General features: G+C 61.6%; 14 protein-coding genes. 7 read left to right on the forward strand and 7 right to left on the reverse strand.

Annotated features, from left to right (window positions below; translation table 11 throughout):
- Positions 1–117 precede the first annotated feature (117 nt).
- Complete coding sequence (gene gltX, locus KVU_RS08710; protein ID WP_013384852.1) at positions 118–1,524, forward strand: glutamate--tRNA ligase; 1,407 nt, start codon at positions 118–120, stop codon at positions 1,522–1,524.
- A 91-nt stretch (positions 1,525–1,615) separates the two neighbouring features.
- Positions 1,616–2,908, forward strand: a complete 1,293-nt coding sequence (locus tag KVU_RS08715) for a citrate synthase (RefSeq protein ID WP_013384853.1) — start codon at positions 1,616–1,618, stop codon at positions 2,906–2,908.
- A gap of 45 nt (positions 2,909–2,953) precedes the next feature.
- Here KVU_RS08715 and KVU_RS08720 read toward each other — a convergent pair whose 3' ends face one another.
- The 5 genes from KVU_RS08720 to murI form a co-directional block, all read right to left on the reverse strand.
- Positions 2,954–3,424, reverse strand: a complete 471-nt coding sequence (locus KVU_RS08720; protein ID WP_013384854.1) for a cytochrome c-type biogenesis protein — start codon at positions 3,422–3,424, stop codon at positions 2,954–2,956.
- Complete coding sequence (locus KVU_RS08725) at positions 3,421–5,397, reverse strand: heme lyase CcmF/NrfE family subunit (protein WP_014537906.1); 1,977 nt, start codon at positions 5,395–5,397, stop codon at positions 3,421–3,423. The genes KVU_RS08720 and KVU_RS08725 overlap by 4 nt, the downstream gene beginning before the upstream one ends.
- Before the next feature lie 27 nt (positions 5,398–5,424).
- Positions 5,425–5,871 (reverse strand): cytochrome c maturation protein CcmE, encoded by a 447-nt coding sequence (ccmE, locus tag KVU_RS08730; RefSeq protein ID WP_044008197.1) that lies wholly within the window; start codon positions 5,869–5,871, stop codon positions 5,425–5,427.
- A 21-nt stretch (positions 5,872–5,892) separates the two neighbouring features.
- Entirely contained in the window at positions 5,893–6,921 is a 1,029-nt protein-coding gene (gene argC / locus KVU_RS08735) for an N-acetyl-gamma-glutamyl-phosphate reductase (protein WP_013384858.1), read from the reverse strand.
- A 98-nt stretch (positions 6,922–7,019) separates the two neighbouring features.
- The gene (gene murI, locus KVU_RS08740) at positions 7,020–7,832 is read right to left on the reverse strand and encodes a glutamate racemase (RefSeq protein ID WP_013384859.1); all 813 of its coding nucleotides are present in this window, start codon (positions 7,830–7,832) and stop codon (positions 7,020–7,022) included.
- Positions 7,833–8,034: 202 nt separating this feature from the next.
- Here murI and KVU_RS08745 point away from each other — a divergent pair, with 202 nt between their 5' ends.
- From KVU_RS08745 to grxD, 4 genes are all read left to right on the forward strand, one after another.
- On the forward strand, positions 8,035–8,958 hold the full coding sequence (locus KVU_RS08745) for a LysR family transcriptional regulator (protein ID WP_014537907.1): 924 nt from the start codon (positions 8,035–8,037) through the stop codon (positions 8,956–8,958).
- Between the two features lie 281 nt (positions 8,959–9,239).
- Positions 9,240–11,420, forward strand: a complete 2,181-nt coding sequence (purL, locus tag KVU_RS08750) for a phosphoribosylformylglycinamidine synthase subunit PurL (protein ID WP_013384861.1) — start codon at positions 9,240–9,242, stop codon at positions 11,418–11,420.
- Positions 11,421–11,482: 62 nt separating this feature from the next.
- Positions 11,483–11,725, forward strand: a complete 243-nt coding sequence (locus KVU_RS08755) for a BolA/IbaG family iron-sulfur metabolism protein (RefSeq protein WP_013384862.1) — start codon at positions 11,483–11,485, stop codon at positions 11,723–11,725.
- 41 nt (positions 11,726–11,766) lie between these two features.
- Positions 11,767–12,132 (forward strand): Grx4 family monothiol glutaredoxin, encoded by a 366-nt coding sequence (gene grxD, locus KVU_RS08760; RefSeq protein WP_013384863.1) that lies wholly within the window; start codon positions 11,767–11,769, stop codon positions 12,130–12,132.
- A 57-nt stretch (positions 12,133–12,189) separates the two neighbouring features.
- Here grxD and KVU_RS08765 read toward each other — a convergent pair whose 3' ends face one another.
- The gene (locus tag KVU_RS08765; RefSeq protein WP_013384864.1) at positions 12,190–12,657 is read right to left on the reverse strand and encodes a cell division protein ZapA; all 468 of its coding nucleotides are present in this window, start codon (positions 12,655–12,657) and stop codon (positions 12,190–12,192) included.
- Positions 12,657–13,154, reverse strand: a complete 498-nt coding sequence (locus tag KVU_RS08770; protein WP_013384865.1) for a hypothetical protein — start codon at positions 13,152–13,154, stop codon at positions 12,657–12,659. Before KVU_RS08770 ends, KVU_RS08765 begins: the two co-directional genes overlap by 1 nt.
- A 241-nt stretch (positions 13,155–13,395) precedes the next feature.
- Here KVU_RS08770 and tkt point away from each other — a divergent pair, with 241 nt between their 5' ends.
- Positions 13,396–15,414, forward strand: coding sequence for a transketolase (tkt, locus tag KVU_RS08775; protein WP_014537909.1), 2,019 nt, complete (start codon positions 13,396–13,398; stop codon positions 15,412–15,414).
- Positions 15,415–15,446 lie beyond the last annotated feature (32 nt).

Consider the following 15,446-nt stretch of genomic DNA (forward strand, 5'->3'; position numbering starts at 1 on the left):
TTATCCGGCCCCCCACACTTGTTATCGGGACACAAGGTGACTATTCCCAACAGCATAAGGCTAGCCGCTGCGTGGTTAGCGAATGATTAACGGCTTATGCAAACAAGGCTGATCCCGATGTCCCTCTCGAAACCCGTCGTCACGCGTTTTGCCCCCTCGCCCACCGGCGCGCTGCATATCGGTGGGGCGCGCACGGCTCTGTTCAACTGGCTGTTCGCCCGCAACCAAGGCGGCAAGTTCCTGCTGCGGATCGAGGATACCGACCGCGCCCGCTCGACCCCCGAAAACACCGCCGAGATTCTGGCCGGCCTGACGTGGCTGGGTATCGACTGGGACGGCGAGCCGATCCACCAGTTTGAGCGCGCGCCCCGCCACGCCGAGGTCGCACGCGAACTGCTGGCGCAGGACAAGGCCTATAAGTGTTTCTCGACGCAAGAAGAAATCGAAGCGTTTCGCGAAAAGGCCCGGGCCGAAGGCACCTCGACCCTGTTCCGCTCGCCCTGGCGCGATGTACCCTCAAGCCAGCATCCCGACCTGCCCTTCGTGATCCGGATCAAAGCGCCCCAAACCGGCGCGCAGACCGTGCATGACGCCGTGCAGGGCGATGTCACCGTCAGCAACGAGCAAATGGACGATATGGTCATGCTGCGTTCGGACGGGACGCCCGTCTATATGCTGGCCGTGGTGGTCGATGACCATGATATGGGCGTGACCCATGTCATTCGCGGCGACGACCATCTGAACAATGCCTTTCGCCAAAAGATGATCTATGACGCGATGGGCTGGGATTTCCCGGTCATGGCGCATATCCCGTTGATCTTTGGCCCCGATGGCAAAAAGCTGTCGAAACGCCATGGCGCCACGGCGGCCTCGGAATATCAGGCGCTGGGTTATCCCGCCGCCGGTATGCGCAACTACCTGACCCGTCTGGGTTGGAGCCACGGCGACGACGAATTCTTTACCGACGCACAGGCCAAGGAATGGTTCAATCTGGAAGGGATCGGCCGCGCACCCGCGCGCTTTGACACCAAAAAGCTAGAGCATCTGTCCGGCCAGCATATCGCCCGCACCGAGGATACTGATCTTTTCGCGCAACTGACTGCTTTTCTTGCGAAAACCGGCGCGCCCGCGCTTGATCCTGCGCAAGAAGACCTGCTGCTGCGCAGCATGTATACGTTGAAAGAACGCGCGAAAACCTTTCCCGAACTGTTGGAAAAGGCGCATTTCGCCCTAACCTGTCGCCCCATCACCCCCGATGAAAAAGCGGCGGCGGCGCTTGATCCGGTATCCCGTGGCATACTGAACGAATTGACGGAAGGTTTGCCGGGTGTTAGCTGGGAACGCGAGGCGCTAGAGCATCTGGTGACAGAGGTCGCGGAAAAGCATGGGACCAAGCTCGGCAAGCTTGCAGCCCCCTTGCGATCCGCCCTTGCCGGACGCACCGTAAGCCCAAGCGTATTCGACATGATGCTGATTCTAGGCCGCGACGAATCCATCGCCCGCCTAAAGGATGCATCCATCTGAATCTGGGGTTGCTCGGCCATGTGGCAGGGTGATCCAGCCACAGCCGCGAGCGGGGCCTCCCCCGCGCGCGGTCCCAGCAAGGGGAACCCATATGGCCGACCAAAAGACTGCCAAGCTGACGATTGATGATCAAAGCTTTGACGTGCCGATCCTCAGCCCCACCAACGGCCCTGATGTGCTCGACATTCGCAAGCTTTACGGTCAGGCAGGTGTTTTCACCTATGATCCCGGCTTTACATCAACCGCAGCTTGCGACTCCGCCATCACCTTTATCGACGGCGACCAAGGCATTCTGACCCACCGCGGCTATCCGATTGAGCAGCTGGCAACGCAGTCCCGCTTTTTGGAAGTTGCCTATCTGCTGCTGTACGGCGAGCTGCCAACCCCCAAACAGTTGACGGATTTCGAGACGCTGGTGACGCGTCACACGATGATCCATGAGCAGATGCAGTATTTCTTCCGTGGCTTCCGTCGCGATGCGCATCCGATGGCGACCATGGTCGGCGTGGTGGGCGCACTGTCTGCCTTTTACCACGATTCGACCGATATCAACGACCCGCAGCACCGCGAGGTTGCCTCGATCCGTCTGATCGCAAAGATGCCGACGATTGCGGCAATGGCCTATAAATATTCGATCGGCCAGCCGTTTGTGTATCCGCGCAACGATCTGGATTACGCGGCGAACTTCCTGCACATGTGCTTTGCCGTCCCGGCCGAGCCCTATCACGTCGATCCGATCATCGCCCGCGCGATGGATCGTATCTTCACGCTGCATGCCGACCACGAACAAAACGCCTCGACCTCGACCGTGCGTCTGGCGTCGTCGTCGGGCGCCAATCCGTTCGCCTGTATTGCAGCGGGCATTGCTTGCCTGTGGGGGCCGGCGCATGGCGGTGCGAACCAAGCCTGCCTTGAAATGCTGCGCGAGATCGGCACCGTCGAGCGCATCCCCGAATATATCGCCAAGGCGAAGGATAAATCCGATCCGTTCCGCCTGATGGGCTTTGGTCACCGCGTCTATAAGAACTTTGACCCGCGCGCCAAGATCATGCAGCAGACCGCAGACGAGGTTCTGGCCCTTTTGGGGATCGAGAACAACCCGACCCTGCAAGTCGCCAAAGAACTGGAACGCATCGCCCTGCAGGACGAATATTTCATCGAGAAAAAGCTGTATCCCAACGTCGATTTCTATTCGGGCATCATCCTCGAGGCGATCGGCTTCCCCACTTCGATGTTCACGCCGATCTTTGCGCTAGCGCGCACGGTGGGCTGGATTTCGCAGTGGAAGGAACAGCTTGCAGATCCGCAACTGAAGATCGGTCGCCCCCGCCAGCTGTATATGGGCGAGAGCCTGCGCGACTACGTCAGCATCGACAAACGCTGAGACGTCAAACGCCAAAAAGAAAGGGCGCCCTCGCGGCGCCCTTTTTCAGTCTTTGCCCAGCAGATCGTCGAGGCGTCTTTTCTCTTCGTCCGTCAGCGGCGCTGCAACTTCGGCGCGTGAACGGCGCCGGATCGCGATGATGGCCACGCCCAAAGCGACCAGAAAGAACGCAGGTGCCGCGCCCCATAGGATCGCATTCATGCCGCTGGCGCGCGGGTTCAGCAGCACGTATTCGCCATAACGCGCCACGATGAAATCGACGGCCTGTTCGTCCGTATCGCCTGCCACCAGACGCTCGCGCACCAGCAAACGCAGGTCGCGCGCAATCTCGGCATGGGATTCGTCGATGCTTTCGTTCTGACAGACCGGGCAACGCAGGTTCACGCTGATCGCCCGCGCCCGCGCCTCAAGGCCCGCGTCGGACAGCACCTCGTCCGGCTGCACCGCATAGACAGGCGGCGCGGCCGACAGGCCGAGGGTCAGCGCAAGGCCAAGGGCCGCAAGCAGGCGCTTCATTCTGCGGGCACTCCGGCCGCGCGCGTGGCCTTTTTCGCGGCCCCCGCCGCCACACGCAGACGGCGGTCGGACAGCGAGATACCGCCCCCGATGGCCATCAGCCCCGCGCCGATCCAGATCCAGTTCACAAAGGGCTTGATATAGCTGCGCATGGCATAGCCACCGCCCACTTGCGGATCACCCAGCACGACATAGACATCGCGCAACAGATTGCTGCTGATCCCTGCCTCGGTCGTTGGCATACCTGCGAAGGGGTAAAAGCGTTTTTCCGGATGCAGCGAGGCGACCTCTTGGCCATCGCGGCTGATGGTGACATCGGCCATGGTGGTCAGATAGTTCGGGCCTTGCAGCTCGTTTACGGCGGTCAGATTAAAGGTGTAATTGCCCAGTTCGAACGTATCGCCGATATTCATGACGCGAATATCTTCCTTGACCAGCGACAGGCTGAGGGCGACGCCAAGGATCGTGGCCCCAAAACCGATATGCGAGACGGCCTTGCCCCAATCCGCGCGCGGCAGACGGGTCAGACGCGACAGCCGGCCACGGATATCGCCGCGCCCCGTGCGCGCCCAGACATCAACGGCAGATGCCGCGACAACCCAGGTGCCCAGCAGCACGCCGATGGGGGCCAAAATGGTGCTGCCACCGGTCATCACCCATGCCAAAGCCATCAGCGCAAAGGCCAGCACAGCCGCGCCCCACATCTGTTGCAGCGCCTTGCCCAGCGTGCCGCGTTTCCACGCCAGCACCGAGCCAAGCGGCAGGATGATCGACAGGGCGATCATAAAGGGCGTGAAAGCCGCGTTAAAGAACGGCGGGCCAACCGATACGGTGCGCCCGATCACCTCGGTCACCAGCGGCCAGATCGTACCGATCAGCACGACAAAGGCGGCAACCGCCAGCAGCACGTTATTCATCACCAGCGCGGATTCGCGGCTGACAAGGCTAAAGACGCCCTTGGCCTCCATCGCGCTGGCGCGGGCGGCATAAAGGGTCAGGCCGCCGCCAAGGTAAAAGCCCATGATCGCCAGCATCACCGACCCGCGCGCGGGGTCCGACGCAAAGGCATGGACCGAGGTCAGCGTGCCCGAACGCACGATGAAAGTGCCCAGCAGGCTGAACCCAAAGGCCAGAATCGCCAACAGCACCGTCCAGCTTTTCAACGCCTCGCGCTTTTCAACCACGATGGCCGAGTGCAGCAGCGCCGCTCCGATCAGCCAGGGCATGAACGAGGCATTCTCGACCGGGTCCCAGAACCAAAAACCGCCCCAACCAAGCTCGTAATAGGCCCACCACGAGCCCAGCGCGATGCCGACGGTCAGGAACGACCATGCGGCCAATGTCCACGGGCGCACCCAACGCCCCCAAGCCGCATCGACCTTGCCTTCGATCAGCGCGGCAATCGCGAACGAGAAGGCGACCGAAAAGCCGACATAGCCAAGGTAAAGGAACGGTGGGTGATAGGCCAGACCGGGGTCTTGCAGCAGCGGGTTCAGATCTTGCCCGTTCAGGGGCGCGATCACCATCCGCTCGAACGGGTTCGAAGTGAACAGCGTGAACGCATAGAAGGCGACCGAGATCGAGGCCTGCACCGCCAGCACACGGGCGCGCAGGCGCTCGGGCAGATCGCCGCCGAACCAGGCCACCGCCGCGCCAAAGATCGCAAGGATGAACAGCCACAGCAGCATCGAGCCTTCGTGGTTCCCCCACACGCCCGAGATCTTATAGATCAGCGGCTTGTCGGTATGCGAATTCACCACCGCAAGTTTCAGCGAGAAATCCGAAGTGACGAACGCCCATGTCAGCGCCCCGAACGAGAAAGCCACCAGTGCCGCCTGCGCTGTCGCCGCGGGCGCGCCAAAGGCCATCCAGCCGCGCCACCCTTTTTGCGCGCCATACATCGGCACGATCATTTGCAAGATCGCCACCGCAAAGGCGAGGATCAGCGCAAAATGTCCCAGTTCAACTGTCATGTCTTTCCCCTACCGCCGCGATGGCGATCAGCTTTCGGCGTCGTCGCGGTAAACACCCTGCTCTTTCAGCGCGTCCACAACTTCCTTGGGCATATAGCTTTCGTCATGCTTGGCCAGAATCTCGACGGCCTCGAAACGCCCGTCGATATAGCGGCCCTGCGCAACCACGCCCTGCCCTTCGGCAAACAAATCCGGCACGATGCCGGTATAGGCGACCGGCACAGTGCCGCCGCCATCGGTCACATTGAACACGATCGAGGTGCCCTGCCCGCGCACGATCGAGCCTTCTTCGACCAAACCGCCAATGCGGAACAGCTCGTTCTCATGCGGCGGCTCGGCCAGAACCTGCGTGGGCGAGCGGAAAAAGCTGATGCCGTCGCGCATCGCATAGCCGATCAATCCTGTCGACAGCGCCAGCGCCACAGCCGCAACCGCAATAATCTGAATGCGGCGTTGCTTTTTCAAACCCTTCATACCGGCCATAATAACTCTCCGTTACGGGAATACAGGGGCCAGCATCAGGCCCATCGTCTCATCCAGGCCCAGCATCAGGTTGGCGTTTTGCACCGCCTGCCCGGACGAGCCCTTGTTCAGATTGTCCAGCGTCGAGACCACCAGCACGCGCCCGCTGATGCGGTCGGCAGTGACGCCAATATGACAGAAATTCGATCCCTGCACATGCGACATCGCCGGAAGCTGGCCAAAGGGCAGCACGACGATGAACGGCTCGTCCGCATAGCGGCTGGCCAGCGCGTCATAGACCGCCTGCGCATCGCCCTTGAGGTAAATCGTCGCCAGAATGCCGCGATTGATCGGCACCAGATGCGGCGTAAAGACGATCCGCACCGGGCGGCCCGCAATGGCCGAGAATTCTTGATCAAACTCGGACAGATGGCGGTGCTTGCCGCCTTGGGAATAGCCCGCGACATCCTCGGACCGCTCGGCGAACAGCATGTTTTCCTTCAGGCTGCGCCCCGCGCCCGAGATGCCGTTTTTCAGATCGCAGATGATCTCGTCCAGATCGATGACGCCAGCCTCGATCAGCGGGCGCAGCGCGAATTGGACGGTGGCGGCGTTGCAGCCGGTGCCGGCCACCAGACGCGCAGATTTGATGTCGTCGCGATAGAATTCCGACAGGCCGTAAACGGCCTCTTGCTGCAGATCGGTCGCCACATGCGGCGCGCCATACCATTTTTCATATTCCGCAGGATCGCGCAGACGGAAATCCGCGCCCAGATCGACGATCTTCAGATGTTGCGGCAGATCCCGCACCAGAGCTTGGCTCAGGCCATGGGGCAGTGCGCAAAACACCAGATCAATGCCCGCAAAGTCGATCTCGGACGTCTGCACCAGACGTGGCAGGTCCAGATGACGCAAGTGCGGATAGACATCAGCCATGGCCATGCCCGCCTTGCGATCCGCCGACAGCGCGGCGATGCGCAGTTCGGGATGCGTGGCAATGATGCGCACAAGCTCGGCCCCAGTATAGCCCGAGGCTCCCAAAATGGCGACGTTGAACGGCATGGCTTCCCCTATGTATAAGTGGCGGGCGTTCTATGTGTCTGGCGATGCCCTTACGCCAGACGGCCCCCACCCGCAACCGCATGGGGGCCGATGGGTGATCATGCTTTCTGAAAGTTGATCGGTCTGTGTAGAAACTGGATCGCATGGCTGGACACACGCGCCGGATCGCCGGTTGTCAGGAATTTGCTTTCCATCCCCGGCCCCACCATTTCAGGATGGCGCTGCAGGTAATCGGCCAGCGATTCTGCCACAAGGTTCGCCTGCGAGAACACCTGAACGCCGTCGCCCAAGGCATCGGCAAAGACCTTTTCCATCAGCGGGTAATGCGTACAGCCAAGGATCGCGGCATCGGGGCGCGGCATTTTCCGCTTCAGCGCCTCAACATGGCTGCGCACCAGCGCCTCGGCCAGGATCAGATCGCCCTCCTCGATCGCGTCAACCACGCCGCCGCAGGCCTGCGCCTCGACATCGACCCCGATGGCGCGGAACGCCAGCTCGCGTTGAAAGGCGCGGCTGGCCACAGTTGCGGGTGTGGCGAACAAGGCGACGTGTTTCACGGCCACTTCGCGCGGGGCGGTGTTATCGCCCCACTGACGTTCGGTCAGCGCCTCGATCAGGGGCACGAACACGCCCAGCACACGCTTGCCCTCGGGCACCCAGTTTTCCTGCATCCGTTTCAGCGCGGCGGCAGAGGCCGTGTTGCACGCCAAGATCACCAGATCACAGCCGTTATCGAACAGCTTTTGCGTGGCGCTGACGGTCAGGTTGTAAATATCATCGGAGGTTCGCACCCCATAAGGCGCATGGGCATTGTCGCCAAAGTAAACCAGCGGCAGATCCGGCAAGCGTTTCGCCACCGCATCCAGAACGGTTAATCCACCCAGACCACTGTCAAATACGCCGACCGCCATCGCATCGCCCTTTCGCCCCTATCGGGCCTGTCATTGGGCTTAAATCGCCCCTTGCGGGCCACATAAGCCTGATCCGGTCAAAAATCCATCACTCGCGCAACACAGCGTGGCGGGAAATCGCCCTTGACGTACGGAATCCATGTTTTTTTCAGACACTTCCACTATATATGACAGCCAAGAGGGGGAGCCAAAGGAAAAGGCGATGGACTGGGACAAGTTGCGGATCTTTCATGCCGTCGCTGATGCGGGCAGTTTGACCCATGCGGGAGATACGCTGCACCTCAGCCAATCCGCGGTGTCACGGCAGATCCGCGCGCTGGAAGAGGCGCTCGATACCACATTGTTCCACCGCCATGCGCGTGGGCTGATATTAACCGAACAGGGCGAACTGCTGTTCGAGGCGACGCGCAGCATGAACAAGCGGCTAGAGGCCGCCGCCGCGCGCATCCGCGACAGCGAGGATGGCGTCTTTGGCACGCTCAAGGTGACGACGACCACCGGCTTTGGCACGATGTGGCTGGCGCCACGTCTGGGCAAGCTCTACGACCAATACCCCGACCTGAAAATCGACCTGATCCTCGAGGAGCGTATCCTTGACCTGCCCATGCGCGAGGCAGATGTCGCCATCCGCCTGAAAGAGCCCAGCCAGGCCGATGTCATCCGCAAACGGCTGATGGCGGTGCGGATGCGCCTTTATGCGACGCCCGAATATTTGCAGAACTCGCCCCCGATCAACCGGCTCGAGGATATCGCCCAGCACCGACTGATCTCGCAAAGCCTGAACTCGCCCCAGCCGGTTGCCGCGATCAACCTGTCGCAACGGCTGATGACGTTCGACATGGCCTCTGCGCTGACGGTGAACACCTATTATGGCGTGCTGCAGGGCGTGCTGGCAGGCATCGGCATCGGCATCTTGCCCGACTATGTGACCGAAGACAGTCCGAACCTGTGCCGCGTGCTGCCCTATCTCGAATCAAGCGAAATTCCGGTGTTCATCGCCTATGCCGAAGAGCTGCGCCAATCGCGCCGCATCGCCGCATTCCGCGATTTCATTCAAGATGAGCTGATCGCCCATCGCCGGAAACTGCGCGAATCCGCCCCGCCTGCGGACGCTGTGCCTGATTAATTTTTAACCCTTGCAGTCAGCGCATGGCAGACTTGCGCTGACTGGGTAGGCCGACCCCTTGCCCATTCACACTGTGCCACCTATTTCAGCAATCGAAGGCGATGATGCTTTACGGCTCATCATCTTCATACCTCCCTGTTGGACTTAGCCGGGCCTATTTATAGCCCCGGCTTTTTTTTGTCTTGTTGACGGTTTTTCTGCCGCTGCGACACGGCCCCCGCTTCCCCTTTTGCGCGACCTCGCCTAATAGGCCCCATAGCGCCAGCCTTGGGGGATAAACCATGACGACCGAGACCGCGTTCCGCGAGCCGCAGATCACCGCCGATCTGATTGCCTCTCACGGACTGAAGCCCGACGAATATCAGCGGATCGAAGAGATCATCGGCCGCACGCCCAGCTTTACAGAACTTGGCATTTTCTCGGCCATGTGGAACGAGCATTGCTCGTATAAATCCTCCAAGAAATGGCTACGCACGCTGCATACCACCGGCAAGCAGGTCATCTGCGGCCCGGGTGAAAATGCGGGCGTCATTGATATCGGCGACGGTCAGGCGCTGGTGTTCAAAATGGAAAGCCATAACCACCCCAGCTATATCGAGCCCTATCAGGGCGCGGCGACGGGCGTGGGCGGTATTTTGCGCGATGTGTTCACCATGGGCGCGCGCCCGATGGCGGCGATGAACGCACTGTCCTTTGGTATGCCCGACCACCCCAAGACGCGCCAATTGGTCGAGGGTGTCGTCGCCGGTATCGGCGGTTACGGCAACGCGTTCGGCGTGCCGACGGTTGCGGGCGAAGTGCGCTTTGACCCCGCCTATAATGGCAACTGCCTTGTGAACGCCTTTGCGGCGGGCTTGGCTGATGCCGACCGTATTTTCTATTCGGCGGCTTCGGGCGTCGGGATGCCGGTGGTTTACCTTGGCGCAAAAACCGGCCGCGATGGCGTCGGCGGCGCGACCATGGCCAGCGCAGAGTTCGACGACACGATCGAGGACAAGCGCCCCACCGTCCAAGTCGGCGACCCCTTTACCGAAAAGCGCCTGATGGAAGCCTGTATGGAGCTGATGGCCTCGGATGCCGTCATTTCGATCCAGGATATGGGTGCGGCGGGTCTGACCTGTTCGGCGGTCGAGATGGGTGACAAGGGCGGCCTTGGCATTCGCCTTGATCTGGAACTGGTGCCCGTGCGCGAAACCGCGATGACCGCGTACGAGATGATGCTGTCCGAAAGCCAAGAGCGGATGCTGATGGTGCTAAAGCCCGAGGGCGAGGCCGAGGCGCGCGCGATCTTTGAAAAATGGGATCTGGATTTCGCCATCGTTGGCGAGACGATTGCCGAAGACCGCTTCCTGATCATGCTGAACGGCGAGATCAAGGCCGATCTGCCGCTGTCGAAACTGGCCTCCTCTGCCCCCGAATACGACCGCCCTTGGGTTGCGACGCCCCCCGCCGCCCCGCTGGAAGGCGTGCCCAGCATCACGCCGATTGCGGGCCTGACCGCGCTGATCTCCTCGCCCAACCATGCGGCAAAGCAGTGGGTCTGGTCGCAATATGACCATCAGGTCGGCGCCGATACGATCCGAGTGCCCGGTCACGGCGCGGGCATCGTGCGCGTCCACGGCACCAACAAGGCCGTCGCCTTCACCTCGGATGTGACGCCGCGCTATGTGAAAGCGAACCCGATCGAGGGCGGCAAGCAGGCCGTGGCCGAGGCCTATCGCAACCTGATCGCCGTGGGTGCCACGCCCCTTGCGACCACCGACAACCTGAACTTCGGCAACCCCGAAAAGCCGCAGATCATGGGCCAGTTGGTTGGCGCGATCGAAGGTATCGGCGCCGCCTGCCGCGCGCTGGACTTCCCCATCGTATCGGGCAACGTCTCGCTGTATAACGAGACCGACGGCAACGGCATTCTGCCGACCCCGACCATTGGCGGCGTTGGTCTGATTGCTGACCTTGGCGACATGATCGCAGGGCCTGCACAGGCGGGCGACGCGCTGATCATGATCGGCCGCGTCGGCAGCCACCTTGGCCAATCGGCCCTGCTGCTCGAGGCCTTTGGCCGCGCAGACGGCGATGCGCCCGGCGTGGATCTGGAGGAGGAGGCCCTGCACGGTCAATTCATCCTGACCAACCGGATGCGGATCCGCGCCTGTACCGACCTGTCGGACGGCGGCCTTGCGCTGGCGGCCTTCGAGATGGCCGAGGCCGCAGGCACCGGCGTCAGCGTCGCAGCCGAGGATACCGCGCAGCTGTTTGGCGAGGATCAGGGCCGCTATCTGTTGGCCGTGCCGCGTGAACAGGTCGCCGCGCTGGTTGATGCGGCCGCGGGCGAAGGCATCGCTGCGGTGATCTACGGCGAATTTGGCGGCGATACCGTGGCGTTTGGAGCGGACAAAGCGCCGCTTGCGACGCTGCGCGCCACCTATCGTGACAGCTTTGCCGGAAAACTCGGCCTCTAACCCCATTGCCGGACGCATGCCCGGCACCTAAATTGACGAGAGCAACAGTCAGGAGCCGCCACATGGCCATCGAAGCACAGGAAATCGAGGATCTGATCCGCGCGTCCTTTCCCGCCGCGCGTATTACGATCACCGATCTGGCCGGAGACGGAAACCACTGGGCCGCTGAAGTCATCGACGAAAGCTTCCGCGGCCTGAACCGTGTGCAACAGCAACGCGCTGTCTATGCGGCGCTCAAGGATCAGATGGAGGGCGCGAACGGTGCCCTCCACGCCCTTGCGCTGACCACCAAGGCGCCGGAATAATTCGACTTTAGAATTTTGGCCCAGCCACAGGATTATAAAAGATGAGCGATGTAGCCCTTAACCAAATCCGCGAAACCATTGCCGGCAACGACGTCGTACTGTTCATGAAGGGCACGAAAATGATGCCGCAATGCGGCTTTTCCAGCCGTATCGCCAGCGTGCTGAACTTTATGGCTGTCGATTTTGCCGATGTCGACGTGCTGGCCGATGCCGACATTCGTCAAGGCATCAAAGATTTCTCGGACTGGCCGACGATTCCGCAGCTTTATGTCAAAGGCGAATTTGTCGGCGGTTGCGACATTGTCACCGAAATGGTGCTGTCGGGCGAGCTGGACACCTTGTTCACGAACGAGGGCATCGCCTTTAACAAGGAATCTGCGGATAAAATCCGCGAAGCCAACGCCTAAAACGAAAGGGCCGGGGCATTCCCCGGCCTTTTTATCGCTGCGAGGTCCCCAGCGGCTTTACTTTTGTTCGATCCCGAACCGGGTTTCTGCCGCGCGCATCAGCGCCTCGACCCGCTCGACCATCGCCTCATAGGCGGCGACGACCTCTTCCGAGATCACCTCGACCGGCACTTCGACCAAGCGCTCGACTTCGACTTGCACCTCGACGGGCACTTCCACGGGCACCTCGACCACACGTTCCACCTCGACCTCAACACGGGTTGGGGTCTGGGCAAGGCGCGCCTCTAGCGTGCCAACATGGTGGCGCAGCGCGGTCAGCTCTTCTTCAAGCGCGCCCGTGCGGTCGGCCAGCATCAGCCCTGCCATCAACAGCATCCGCGATTCCGGCATCCGGCCTAGCTGCGCGGCAAAGGCCTGCGCCTCGGTATCAAGACGCGCGGCGGCGCCGGTGACAAACTGCTCTTCGCCGGGATTGCAGGCGACCTCAAACTGACGGTTGCCGATCATAACATTGATCTGCGGCATCACTCTTGCTCCTCAAAATCGGCGGCGCGAAATTGGTGGGATGGGCGGGCGCTGTTCGCGACCAGTGGGCGAAGGCCCGCAATGACGGCGGACACCTCGGCCAGATCGGCGGCGCGGCTGGCTTGCAGCGCGGCAATCTCGGCCTCCATCGCGCGATTGATCAGGCGGGGATCGGCGACATTGGCGGCAAGGCTGCCCCGCATTTCCTCGGCCACGGCGCGCAGCTCGGCATTGGATTGGCGCAAGCGGTAAAGCTCATCATCAATTTCCGCCAGACGGCTGCCCTGTGCGGCAAGCTGTTGTTCCAAAACCGCAAAACGCCCCTCCGCCGCAGCAAGCTGCTCGGATGTATCCGCCGCGTGCCCCGCATGCAAAGGTCCGGACGCGGATGCCTGCAGCACCCCCGCGATACGGCTGAGCGCCGCCTCGACCCGTGCGGCGGCATCGGCGATCCGATCAGCGCCCAGCGGTGCGAATTGCTGACTATCCTGCGTCATCCCTGCCCCGCGCTCCGATCCCGGATCCGTTCGTGCATGTCTGCGGCCTTCAACTTCATCACTCAAGTCCTTGCATTAGATCACGATTGCGTAGAGCACGCAAACCCCGCAGCGCCCTTGTCGGCACAGATTGGCAAATTGACTGGCGTCAAACGCACTCCTGTCGCGCGTTTCGCTTGAACTGCCGCTTTTGACTGCTATGAATTTCCGAACGCCTTTTCCCGAAGTAAGGATCAAGACCTTGGATATCGCTGCCCTGCGCGCCGCCCACCCCGATCACTGGATGAAGGCCGCGGCAATCCGCACATTGACGCTGGACGCTGTTGCTGCTGCAAATTCCGGCCACTCTGGCATGCCGATGGGCATGGCCGATGTGGCAACCGTGCTATTTGAAAAACACCTGCGCTTTGACCCCAAAGCCCCGCGTTGGGCTGACCGCGACCGGTTTATTTTGTCGGCAGGCCATGGCTCGATGCTGGTTTACGCGCTGATGTATCTGACAGGGTATGAGGATATCACCCTGCAACAGATCAAAGATTTCCGCCAATGGGGGGCTCGCACGGCTGGCCACCCGGAATACGGCCATGCCGCCGGCATTGAGACGACGACCGGCCCGCTGGGTCAGGGCATCGCCAACTCGGTCGGCTTTGCCATTGCCGAGGAACACCTGCGCGCCCGTTTCGGCACCAGCCTGATCAACCACTATACCTATGTCATCGCGGGCGACGGCTGCCTGATGGAGGGCGTCAGCCAAGAGGCCATCGGCCTTGCCGGCAAGCAAGAGCTGTCGCATCTGATCGTCTTCTGGGACAACAACGGCATTACCATCGACGGCAAGGTCGATATCGCCGATGTCACCAACCAGCCTGCGCGTTTCGCCGCATCGGGCTGGCATGTGCAGGAAATCGACGGCCATGATCCGGTTGCGATCAACACCGCGATCGAGGCCGCAAAGAAAGACAAGCGCCCCTCGATGATCGCATGCAAGACGCATATCGCGCTGGGCTCGTCGGCGCAGGACACGTCGAAAGGCCATGGCGCGCTGACCGACGCCAAGCTGATCGCCGATGCGAAAGCCGCCTATGGCTGGACCGCTGGCGCATTCGAAGTGCCCGCCCAGATCAAAGCAGGCTGGGAAGCCATGGGCCAACGCGGCGCCGCCGCACATGCCGAATGGACCGCCCGCTTTAACGCGCTGTCGGACACCAAAAAGGCTGATTTCGAGCGTATCTTCCGCGCCGAGGCCCCCAAAGGCCTGCCCGCCAAGATCCGCGCCCTAAAGAAAGAGATCAGCGAAAAGCAACCCAAGGTCGCGACGCGCAAATCGTCGGAAATGGTGCTGGATGTCGTCAATCCGCTGATGAAGGAAACCATCGGCGGCTCGGCTGACCTGACGGGTTCCAACAACACGCTGACCAAAGATCTGGGCACCTTTGGGGTCGAGAATCGCAAGGGTCGCTATGTCTATTTCGGCATCCGTGAACACGGTATGGCGGCGGCGATGAACGGCATGGTGCTGCATGGCGGCGTGCGTCCCTATGGCGGCACGTTCATGGCCTTTACCGATTATGCCCGCGGCGCGATGCGCCTGTCGGCGCTGATGGGTGCGCCGGTGATCTATGTCATGACGCATGATTCCATCGGCCTTGGCGAAGACGGCCCGACCCACCAGCCGGTCGAGCATCTGTCGATGCTGCGCGCAACGCCCAATACCTATGTCTTCCGCCCCGCCGATACGGTGGAAACGGCAGAGGCCTGGGAAATCGCGCTGACCTCGACCTCGACCCCTTCGGTGCTGGCGCTGTCGCGTCAGAACCTGCCGACAGTGCGCAAGACCCATACCAACACCAACCTGACCGCCAAGGGCGCCTATGTGCTGGCCGAGGCGACAGGCAAGCGTCAGGTGATCTTGATGGCCTCGGGTTCGGAAGTGGAAATCGCGCTGGCTGCCCGCGACCAGCTGGAAGCGGCAGGCATCGGCACCCGCGTCGTCTCGGTCCCCTCGATGGAGCTGTTCCGCGCGCAGGACGAAGCCTATCGCAAGCGCGTCCTGCCCGCAGGCCCCGCGCGTATCGCGATCGAGGCGGGCGTGCGCCAAAGCTGGGATTGGCTGCTGCTGGGCGAGCGCGGCCGCGAGGCGAAAGCGGCCTTTGTCGGCATGGAGGGCTTTGGCGCCTCGGCCCCGGCCGAAGTGCTGTATGAAAAGTTCGGCATCACCGCCGCCAATGTGGCGCAGAAGGCCAAAGGCCTGATCGGCTAACCATAAAGAAAGGGCCCCGCGAGGGGCCCTTT

Source organism: Ketogulonicigenium vulgare WSH-001 (assembly GCF_000223375.1).
GTDB lineage: Bacteria > Pseudomonadota > Alphaproteobacteria > Rhodobacterales > Rhodobacteraceae > Ketogulonicigenium > Ketogulonicigenium vulgare.

Coding starts and splice junctions, on each gene's coding strand:
- gltX (WP_013384852.1), top strand. CDS start 118: ATGTCCCTCTCGAAACCCGTCGTCACGCGTTTTGCCCCCTCGCCCACC.
- KVU_RS08715 (WP_013384853.1), top strand. CDS start 1,616: ATGGCCGACCAAAAGACTGCCAAGCTGACGATTGATGATCAAAGCTTT.
- KVU_RS08720 (WP_013384854.1), bottom strand. CDS start 3,424: ATGAAGCGCCTGCTTGCGGCCCTTGGCCTTGCGCTGACCCTCGGCCTG.
- KVU_RS08725 (WP_014537906.1), bottom strand. CDS start 5,397: ATGACAGTTGAACTGGGACATTTTGCGCTGATCCTCGCCTTTGCGGTG.
- ccmE (WP_044008197.1), bottom strand. CDS start 5,871: ATGAAGGGTTTGAAAAAGCAACGCCGCATTCAGATTATTGCGGTTGCG.
- argC (WP_013384858.1), bottom strand. CDS start 6,921: ATGCCGTTCAACGTCGCCATTTTGGGAGCCTCGGGCTATACTGGGGCC.
- murI (WP_013384859.1), bottom strand. CDS start 7,832: ATGGCGGTCGGCGTATTTGACAGTGGTCTGGGTGGATTAACCGTTCTG.
- KVU_RS08745 (WP_014537907.1), top strand. CDS start 8,035: ATGGACTGGGACAAGTTGCGGATCTTTCATGCCGTCGCTGATGCGGGC.
- purL (WP_013384861.1), top strand. CDS start 9,240: ATGACGACCGAGACCGCGTTCCGCGAGCCGCAGATCACCGCCGATCTG.
- KVU_RS08755 (WP_013384862.1), top strand. CDS start 11,483: ATGGCCATCGAAGCACAGGAAATCGAGGATCTGATCCGCGCGTCCTTT.
- grxD (WP_013384863.1), top strand. CDS start 11,767: ATGAGCGATGTAGCCCTTAACCAAATCCGCGAAACCATTGCCGGCAAC.
- KVU_RS08765 (WP_013384864.1), bottom strand. CDS start 12,657: ATGCCGCAGATCAATGTTATGATCGGCAACCGTCAGTTTGAGGTCGCC.
- KVU_RS08770 (WP_013384865.1), bottom strand. CDS start 13,154: ATGACGCAGGATAGTCAGCAATTCGCACCGCTGGGCGCTGATCGGATC.